Origin of the sequence: Actinocorallia aurantiaca (genome assembly GCF_039533685.1) — a bacterium.
GTDB classification, from domain to species: Bacteria; Actinomycetota; Actinomycetes; order Streptosporangiales; family Streptosporangiaceae; genus Actinocorallia; species Actinocorallia aurantiaca.
Genome location: NZ_BAAATZ010000013.1, coordinates 39,062 through 47,492, shown reverse-complemented (window position 1 = coordinate 47,492; position 8,431 = coordinate 39,062). Strand labels below are relative to the sequence as shown.

The following is an 8,431-nucleotide window of genomic DNA, read 5'->3' as shown; positions in this document are numbered from 1 at the left end:
GCCGCCGGCCCGGCGGCCCGGCGGAGAGCACCGGCCCCCCGGGGAGAGGCGGTCCGGCAGGAAGCGGTCCCCCAAGGGGCGGTGGGCCGGCGGAACGGTGACCGCGCTCGCGGTGCTCATCCTCCTGGCATCGCTCGGCGGAGCCGGCTACTTCGGCTACACCGAGCTGATGGACCGGACGGGGGCGCCGGACCACTCCGGACAGGGGTCCGGGAGCGTCACCGTCGAAGTGGTGGAGGGCGACTACACCGCCGACGTGGGGCGGACGCTGGTGGAGGCGGACGTCGTCAAGTCCGTCGAGGCGTTCGTCCAAGCGGCCGGGACCAGGCTCCAGGGGCTCCAACCCGGCTTCTACGTCCTGCGGCGCCAGATGTCCGCCGAGGCCGCGGTGACCTTGATGCTCGACCCGAAGGCCCGGTCCGGGATCATCGACATAGCCCCCGGGAAATGGGCTCTGGAGATCTACACGCAGCTGTCGAAGGCGACGGGGATCCCGGTCTCGAAATTCAAGAAGGTCGACCCGCGCTCACTCGGGCTTCCGGCCTCCGCCAAGGGGAGGGTCGAAGGGTACCTCTACCCCGGACGGTACGACCTGCCGCCGGACGCGACCGCGGCGCGGCTGCTCAAGATGATGGTCTCCCGGTTCAAGAAGGAGACGCGGAGCATCGACTTCGGCCGTGACGCGAAGGTCGGGCTCACCCCCGCCGAGGTCGTCACCGTGGCCAGCCTCGTCGAGGCGGAGGCCGGACGTCCCGAGGACCTTCCGAAGATCTCGCGGGTCATCCAGAACCGCCTGAAGGCCGGCATGCGGATCCAGTTCGACACCGCTCTGCTGTACGCGTGGCAGAAGCGGACGCTCGACGTCCGGGAGAGGCACCAGGCCATCAAGTCGCCCTACAACCTCTATCTCAACGACGGACTGCCGCCCGGGCCGATCGGCAGCCCGAGCACCGCCGCCATCGAGGCCGCGCTGAACCCGACCAAGGGTGAGAAGTGGCTGTATTTCGTGGCGACGGACCCCGACGAGCGGCTCACCGAGTACGCGGTGAGCTACGAGCACTTCCTCAAGCTCAAGGCGAAGTTCGAGAAGTGGCTGGCGGCCAACCCCCAGCCGAAGGACTGACGGGCCGCGGCTCACCCGAACCAGGTGCGGGACCTGCTCGACCTCGCCAGCGACATCACCCATTCGGCGAGCTCCACCAGGTCCGCGCGGGTCCGGTCGGACAGGTGGAGGACCTCGTCGTCCAGCGGGTCCATCATGACGTTCTGCAGGAGCTGGTACTGGTACTCGATTTCCAGGAGGGTCTGGCGGGCGGTGTGCTCGCGGATCTCCTCCACCAGCGCCGGGTGCCGGGTCCGCACGATCGCCCTGGCCAGGGCCAGTGCGAACTCCTCGGCGTCCGGACGGGTCCAGCCGAGCGTCGTGAACGCGTGCCGGATGCCGTTCAGCAGGCGGACCACCTGGTCGCCGCCGAGCCGCCAGGCCGACCCGGTGAGGTGGTCCACCACCTCCTCCAGCGGAGTGCGGCGGTCGATGGCCTCGGCGCAGAGCCTGGCCACCTGTTCGGGTTCGGCTTCCGGCCGCAGGGCGGCCAGCGTGAGCGCGGCCTCCTCCGCCGCGAGGTACGGCAGGCGGGTGAGGACCCTCCGGCGCCAGGACGCGTACCGCGCGTCCTCGATCAGGGACGGTTCTGCCGCGCGGCCCGCGAGGAGCACGCGCGCCAGGTCCGGGACGTCCTCCCGGGCGGAGGCGAGCCCGAGCACGGCGGCCGCGCGGCGCGGGTCCCGCTGCCAGGACCAGTCGCGCAGGTGGTCGGTGAGCCGGGCTGCGACGGGGTCCGCCATGCCGGGGAGGCCGCAGATCAGCTCGAACGCCTCCAGGTACTTCGGCCAGTCGCCCGCCGCCGCGTTCTCCAGGTGGCGGGGCGGGCCGTCCAGACGCATCAGGAGCGCGTCGAGCATGCCCTGCTCTCCCGCTCGGGCGGAGTCGAGCGCGGTGAGTTCGACGGCCCAGAAACCGGGGTCCGGAATGGCCCCCAGTGACAGGAGGGCGGCGAAAGCGGGCAGGACCCCTTCCAGCCGTCCGCCGGCCGCCGCCGTACGCAGCAGCATCTTCAGGCAGCCCGGCCCCCGGGCGGCGATCCTGGAGAGGGCGTCGGCGTCCACGGGCGCGCCGTCCTCGCGCAGGACGCGGAAGAACGGCAGGAGGACCTCCGCCGGGACGAACCGCTTCAGCCGCTCGTACCAGTCGTCCAGGTCCGTTCCGGGCTCGGACGCGAACTGGTGGAACAGCTCGTACGAAACCGGCCCGTTGCCTGCCAGGGCGCTGAACGTCAGCGTGTACTCCGCCTTGCTGCGGGTGCGCACCAGTCGCGCCACCGCCGCTTCGCCGCCCGGGGCCCCTTCCAGGCTCCTCTCGGGGTCGGGGCGTTCGGTCAGCCTTGCCAGGAAGGCGTCCGCGAACCCCAGCCGTTCGGCCGACCAGAGGTAGCGCACCGTCGCCGGCTCGGGTTCCAGCCGCCACAGCTTCGCCCGCGCGGCCTTGGCTAGGGCCTCGAAGTCTCCCCCGGCCTCCGTCCAGAGCGGCTCGACCACCTCGAGGTCCTCGATGCGTCCCCGGAGGACCAGCTCGTTGAACAGGTACCGGCGGTCCTCGTCCGAAGGCAGTTCCCGGAACCTGCCGGACGCGAACAGCCTGTGCAGCGCGTCGTAGGAGAACCGCCCCTCCCTCGCCTTCCGCAGCACCGCGTCCGGCATATCCAGCTCGTCCAGGATCTGGAAGGTCCGGGCCGCGTCCGTTCCGGCGAGCGGCTCCGTTCGTTCCGCGAGGTACGCCACGATCGCGGACGGCGGCCGTCTCTCCGCCAGTTCGGACAGCCGCCGCAGGTACCCGGCCGCGGCCGTGGTCCCGACGGCCGGGGACGGCGCCCTCCAGTCCAGCTCCGACGAGCCGTCCAGTGTCCGCGCGGCGAAGGCCAGGCCGGGCTCCCCTCCGGCCCCCCCGGCTCCGTCGTGCCAGGTGCTCGCGACGAGATGCGCGCGGCGCCCGTACGGGAGCAGCGCCGCCACCGCGTCGAAGAAGGCCAGCCGCTCCTCGACGGTGAGCTCCTCGGCTCGGGTGACGGTCACCGGGCCGTCCAGCAGCGATGACGCGGCGGCGGCGACCCTCCCGAATCCGAAACGCCCCACCGCGGCCGCCTGCTCCCCCGCCGGAGTCCCGGGCAGCTCGATCCGCAGGGCTCCGCCGTTCCGGGGCTGCTCCACCGCGTGAAGCGCCGCGTACAGATCCCGGTAGGTGATTCCGCCGCTCGCGAGAACCGCGTAAGGAACGGAAAAGTACCGGCTGAGCGGAATGGGGCGTCCGACCGCGTCGATATCACGCGACCACTCGTGAAAGGTCAGCCCGAATCGGCCGTCACGGACTCCGTCCAGCACGACCCGGGACGGCGGATCCTCGTCCTTCCCGTCCGCCGGAGCGTCCGGCGCGCACCGGGAGAAGGCCTCCGCGAGGTCCCCCGCACCCGGCACCGGGCCGCCCGAGGCGAGCACCGTGTACTCCTCGTGGCTGGCCCGGAGCGCCCAACCGAACTCCGCCCGGATCACCCCAGCTCCTCGGTTCCGCCCCCGGAACCACCGCTTGCTGAATTCTCACCATAGCCCCTGGAATGTCGTTGATCCTCTTCTTTCTGACATTCATCGGAAGCACGGTGACAACCGAGTTTCGGGCGCCATCACCGGCCGGGAAGGCGAATCCGAGATCAGCCGCGACCTCTTTAAGATCACGCGCCGGCTTTTCACCAGGGCACGGACATGACGGAGACGTGGTCATCGGTGGGGTCGTAATACGACATCATCAGAGAGGACGAGGTGCTCAGCTCCGGGTGGCCGAAGTACGCGCGGCACAGGTTCAGTCCCGACTGGGCGCCGCAGGGCGCGGTGCCCGTGGTCAGCTGCGTCCACGGGCCGGTGGGCGAGCTCGCCTGCCAGACCCGGAAGGCACCCGAGATGTCCGGCTGCTCGATCAGGATCAGGCCCTTGCCCAAAGCGCTGAAGTCGTCGACGTGGACGGCCAGCGGCGTGGCGGAGGGGATGACCGACGCCGCGGCGGTGTGGTCGGAGCTCCACGTGCTCCCCGTCCAGAAGCGGTAGGCCGAGCCGTTCCTCCAGGACGTCGGGTCGGCCGCGACCCTGGCGACGGTCGTCCTGCCCGCCCCGCACGCCCCCCACGCGTTCGAGTCGCAGGTGAAGCCGTAGAGGTAGAGGTATCCGCCGCGGAAGACCGGGGAGCCGAGGATCTTCTGGAACGGCAGCCCGCTCAGCTGGGTGAACACCCTCGTCTGGCCGCTCAGGGTGTTCGACGAGGGGAGGTACTCGACCAGCCCGAAACCCTCGGAGGGCAGGCCGCCCGGGTGCACGCAGACGTCGGCGTAGACGATGAGCAGCTTGTTGGGATCGGCGGTGGACGGCTCCCGCGCCACCCCGCTGATCCAGGAGGCCGAGTAGGCCGAGCCGGGCACCGAGCAGGGCGTCCCGTCCGGCAGGACCAGCCCGGTGGGCTTCGGCAGGAAACCCGCCGGAGGCCGGCTGGAGGGGAGCGTCCCCACCGCGGCGGGCGGGGTGGGCAGCTCGGTCAGCCCGGTGGGCACCTGGCCCGCCGTGAACGGGCCGCGGGCCGCGGTCGCGCCCAGCCAGAACCCGGACGACGTCCCCGACCACACGGAGTCGCAGAACAGCCAGAGGCTCTGCTGCAGGCCGGGCAGCTTCTCGCTGTAGCCGCAGTCCCGGCTCGCGACGTTGCCCGGCGCCGCCGTCTCGAAGTTCGACAGCACCTTGGCCGGCGGCGGGACGTCCGCCCGCGCCACGGACGGCACCGCCGCCACCAGGGCCGCGCACAGCGTGGCGAACAGTTTCCGGACCACCAGAACCTCCCCGAGAGACTCCCGTGATCATCGTTGTTCGCCGTTCCCGGGACCAGGCCCAGTCCGAAACCGGCCACTCCAGTCACTTTGGCCACCAAAAGGGCCGTCACCCGCCATTGAAAGACAAAACCGGATTCTGCGGGAATGGCTCCGCTTTCCACCGTCCGTTCTCATGGTGCGCCAGAACGGAAGGAGCCTAGGATCACGGAGTGACGAACGAGACCGCACCTCGGGGCATCGATCCTTCTGTTCCCTCTCCGGCCCGGATCTACGACGCGATGCTCGGCGGCAAGGACAATTACGCCGCCGATCGCGAGGTCGTCCGACTGCTGACCGCGATGTACCCGTACGCTCCAGACACCGCTCAGGAGAACCGGGCCTGGCTGGGACGGGCCGTCCGGTATCTGGCGGAGGAGGCCGGCGTCCGCCAGTTCCTCGACATCGGGGCGGGGCTCCCCACCCGGGAGAACGTGCACCAGGTGGCTCAGGCCGTCGATCCGGACTGCCGGGTGGTGTACGTCGACAACGACCCCATCGTCATGACGCACGGCCGCGCCCTGCTGGTCGGCACCGAGAACGTCACCATCATGGAAGGCGATCTCGCGAACGTCGGGGACATCCTGGAGCGGGCCCGCGAGGTGCTGGACTTCACCCGTCCGGTAGCCGTCCTCCTCAGCGCCGTCCTGCACTTCTTCACCGACGAGCAGGACCCCTATCCCCTCGTCGCCGAGATCCACGCGGCGCTTCCCTCCGGCGGTCACCTCGCCCTCTCCCACGGCACCTCCGACATCGAGCGCGACAACTCCGAGGCGGTGGCCGACGCCTATTCCCAGCGGGCGAGCAGCGCCCTGTTCCTGCGCGACCGCGCGCAGGTGACGGCGTTCTTCGAGGGATTCGAGCTGGTGGATCCCGGCGTGGTCCACGCGGGCCACTGGCGTCCGCTGCCGGGCGTCGAACCGCGCCCGGTCGAACAGGCCCCCGTCTACGCGGGCGTAGGGCGGCGCCCCTGAGGCGTCCGCCCCCGGTTCCACGCGGACCGGTGGGAGAGTGTTCCCATGATGTACTCGCCCGCCGACCTGCTGTTCACCGGTGGCCCCGTCCTGACCATGGACTCCGCGCGCACGCGGGCCACCAGCCTGGCCGTGCGCGACGGCCGGATCCTCGCCGTGGGGCACGACGAGGTCAAGGAGCTGGCCGGGCCGCGCACCGAGGTCGTGGACCTGCGCGGGAGGCCGCTCCTCCCCGGATTCCAGGACGCCCACATCCACGCGGTGGCGGGCGGGGTCGAGCTGGGCCAGTGCGACCTGACGGGGACCACCGACCCGCGGGAGTACCTCCGGCGGATCCGCGCCTACGCCGACGCGAACCCCGGGCTGGAGTGGATCGTCGGCGGCGGCTGGTCGATGGAGAGCTTCGACGGCGGGGTCCCCACCCGGGACCTGCTCGACGCGGTGGTCCCCGACCGGCCCGTCTACCTCGTCAACCGCGACCACCACGGCGCCTGGGTCAACAGCCGGGCCCTGGAGCTGGCGGGGATCACCGCCGCCACCCCCGACCCCGAGCACGGCCGGATCGAGCGGGACGCCGACGGCTCCCCCCGCGGCATGCTCCAGGAGGGCGCCATCGCCCTGGTCACCGGGCACATTCCCGAGCCGACCGAGCGGGAGTACCTCGCCGGACTGCTGCGCGCCCAGGAACTCCTGCACGGCCTGGGGATCACGGCCTGGCAGGACGCCATGCTCGCCGGCACCGACGGCTACCCCGACCATTCGGGCGCCTACCTGGCCGCGGCCCGCGACGGCCTGCTCACCGCGTCCGTCGTCGGCGCGCTGTGGTGGACCCGCGGGCGGGGCGCCGAGCAGATCCCCGACCTGCTGGAGCGGCGCGAGCGGCTCACCCACGGCCGGCTGCGCTGCGACACCGTGAAGATCATGCAGGACGGCATCGCGGAGAACTTCACCGCCGCGATGACCGGCCCCTACCTGGACGCCTGCGGCTGCGCCACCGCCAACAGCGGCATCAGCTTCGTCGAGCCGGGCGCGCTCAGGGAGTACGTCGCCTCACTCGACGCGCTCGACTTCCAGGTCCACTTCCACGCCCTGGGCGACCGGGCCGTCCGCGAGGCGCTGGACGCCGTCCAGGCCGCCCGCGAGGCCAACGGGTGGCGCGACACCCGCCCGCACCTGGCCCACCTCCAGGTCGTCCACCCCCAGGACGTGCCCCGTTTCCGGGAGCTCGGCGCCACCGCCAACATCCAGCCCCTGTGGGCGGCCCACGAACCGCAGATGGACGAGCTGACCATCCCGTTCCTCGGGCCCGAACGCGCCTCCTGGCAGTACCCCTTCGGCGACCTCCTCCGGGCCGGGGCGACCCTGGCGGCGGGCAGCGACTGGCCGATCAGCAGCCCCGACCCGCTCCAGGGCGTCCACGTCGCCGTCAACCGCGTCGTCCACGGCCACGGAGAGAAGCCCTTCCTGCCCGAGCAGGCCCTGGACCTCACCGCCGCGCTGGCCGCCTACACGGCGGGCAGCGCCCACGTGAACCGCCTCGACGACACCGGCAGCCTGCGTCCGGGCCACCGGGCCGACCTCGTCGTCCTGGACCGCGACCCCTTCGCCGGGCCCGCCGAGGCCGTCGGCGACACCCGCGTCGCCCTCACCTACGTCGACGGGACCCGCGTCCACGCCGCGCCCGACGCCTGAGCGGAGTCCGGAGGAGGGGCCAGCAGCCGGTCGATGACGATGTGCAGCACGGCGCGGAACTGCTTCAGGGCCTCGCGGTCCTCGCTTCCCTTCATCCCCCGCTCCGGCGCCAGGAGGCCGGTGCCGAGGAAGCCGTTGATGTTCCACAGCACGGCGCCCAGGAACGCGTGGGGGCCGAGGTCCTCCGGCACCACATTGCGGACCTTGCGGGCGGCCAGACGCAGCAGGGGACGCATGAAGCGGTCCTCGATGTCGGTGAGCTCGGCGGCGTCCGACACCCATCGGTGCCTCCACAACGCCAGGAGCTGTGGGTCGCGGGCGTAGAAGTCCAGGTAGGCGTCCGCGATCCGGTGCGCCGCCTCGTACTCCGACGCGGCCCCGTCCACGGCGGCCTGTATCTCGACCCGCTTGGCCTCGAAGACCCGCTCCATCACGGTCAGGTAGAGCTCGCGCTTGCCCCCGGTCAGCTCCTCGACGGACGACCTGGGCGCGCCGACGGCGTCGGCGATGAGTTCGAGGGAGGTCATGTCGTAGCCGAGGCCCGCGAACAGCCGCGTGGCGACCTCGACGATCTGGTCCTTCGTCAGGGCTTGGTCCATAATCCCCTCAGCCTACGAATCAAACCCCCAATACAGACATCTATCGTGCAAATAGAGCTTAAGCACCTAAACGGTCAGGTTCGTTTCACGTCAAGGAACCTCAAACCAGGCTTTGCCCTCTTTCGCACACCCCACCCGGCACCCCGAGCCTGATGCGCCGTCTACGCCTTTTTTGACCGGCCAAATCGGTACATACTGCTGTACTTCAATA

6 protein-coding genes are annotated in these 8,431 nt (G+C 71.2%); 3 read left to right on the top strand and 3 right to left on the bottom strand.

All coding sequences use genetic code 11. From position 1 onward, the window contains the following. A partial coding sequence (mltG, locus tag ABD327_RS18210; RefSeq protein ID WP_344451642.1) for an endolytic transglycosylase MltG occupies positions 1-1,123 on the top strand: 1,123 nt, incomplete at its 5' end. Positions 1,124-1,134: 11 nt separating this feature from the next. On the opposite strand, the gene ABD327_RS18205 is transcribed toward mltG, so the two are convergent. Further along, entirely contained in the window at positions 1,135-3,603 is a 2,469-nt protein-coding gene (locus ABD327_RS18205) for a hypothetical protein (protein WP_344451640.1), read from the bottom strand. 191 nt (positions 3,604-3,794) lie between these two features. Beyond that, positions 3,795-4,919: a glycoside hydrolase family 183 protein gene (locus ABD327_RS18200; RefSeq protein WP_344451639.1), complete on the bottom strand. Its 1,125-nt coding sequence runs from the start codon at positions 4,917-4,919 to the stop codon at positions 3,795-3,797. Positions 4,920-5,128: 209 nt separating this feature from the next. Between ABD327_RS18200 and ABD327_RS18195 the strand changes: the two genes are divergently transcribed. Both ABD327_RS18195 and ABD327_RS18190 read left to right on the top strand, forming a co-directional pair. Further along, positions 5,129-5,929: an SAM-dependent methyltransferase gene (locus ABD327_RS18195; protein ID WP_344451638.1), complete on the top strand. Its 801-nt coding sequence runs from the start codon at positions 5,129-5,131 to the stop codon at positions 5,927-5,929. Positions 5,930-5,974: 45 nt separating this feature from the next. Then, positions 5,975-7,621, top strand: coding sequence for an amidohydrolase (locus tag ABD327_RS18190; RefSeq protein WP_344451637.1), 1,647 nt, complete (start codon positions 5,975-5,977; stop codon positions 7,619-7,621). Here the strand turns inward: ABD327_RS18190 and ABD327_RS18185 are convergent. Further along, on the bottom strand, positions 7,579-8,220 hold the full coding sequence (locus ABD327_RS18185; RefSeq protein ID WP_344451636.1) for a TetR/AcrR family transcriptional regulator: 642 nt from the start codon (positions 8,218-8,220) through the stop codon (positions 7,579-7,581). The genes ABD327_RS18190 and ABD327_RS18185 overlap by 43 nt on opposite strands. Positions 8,221-8,431: the final 211 nt, after the last annotated feature.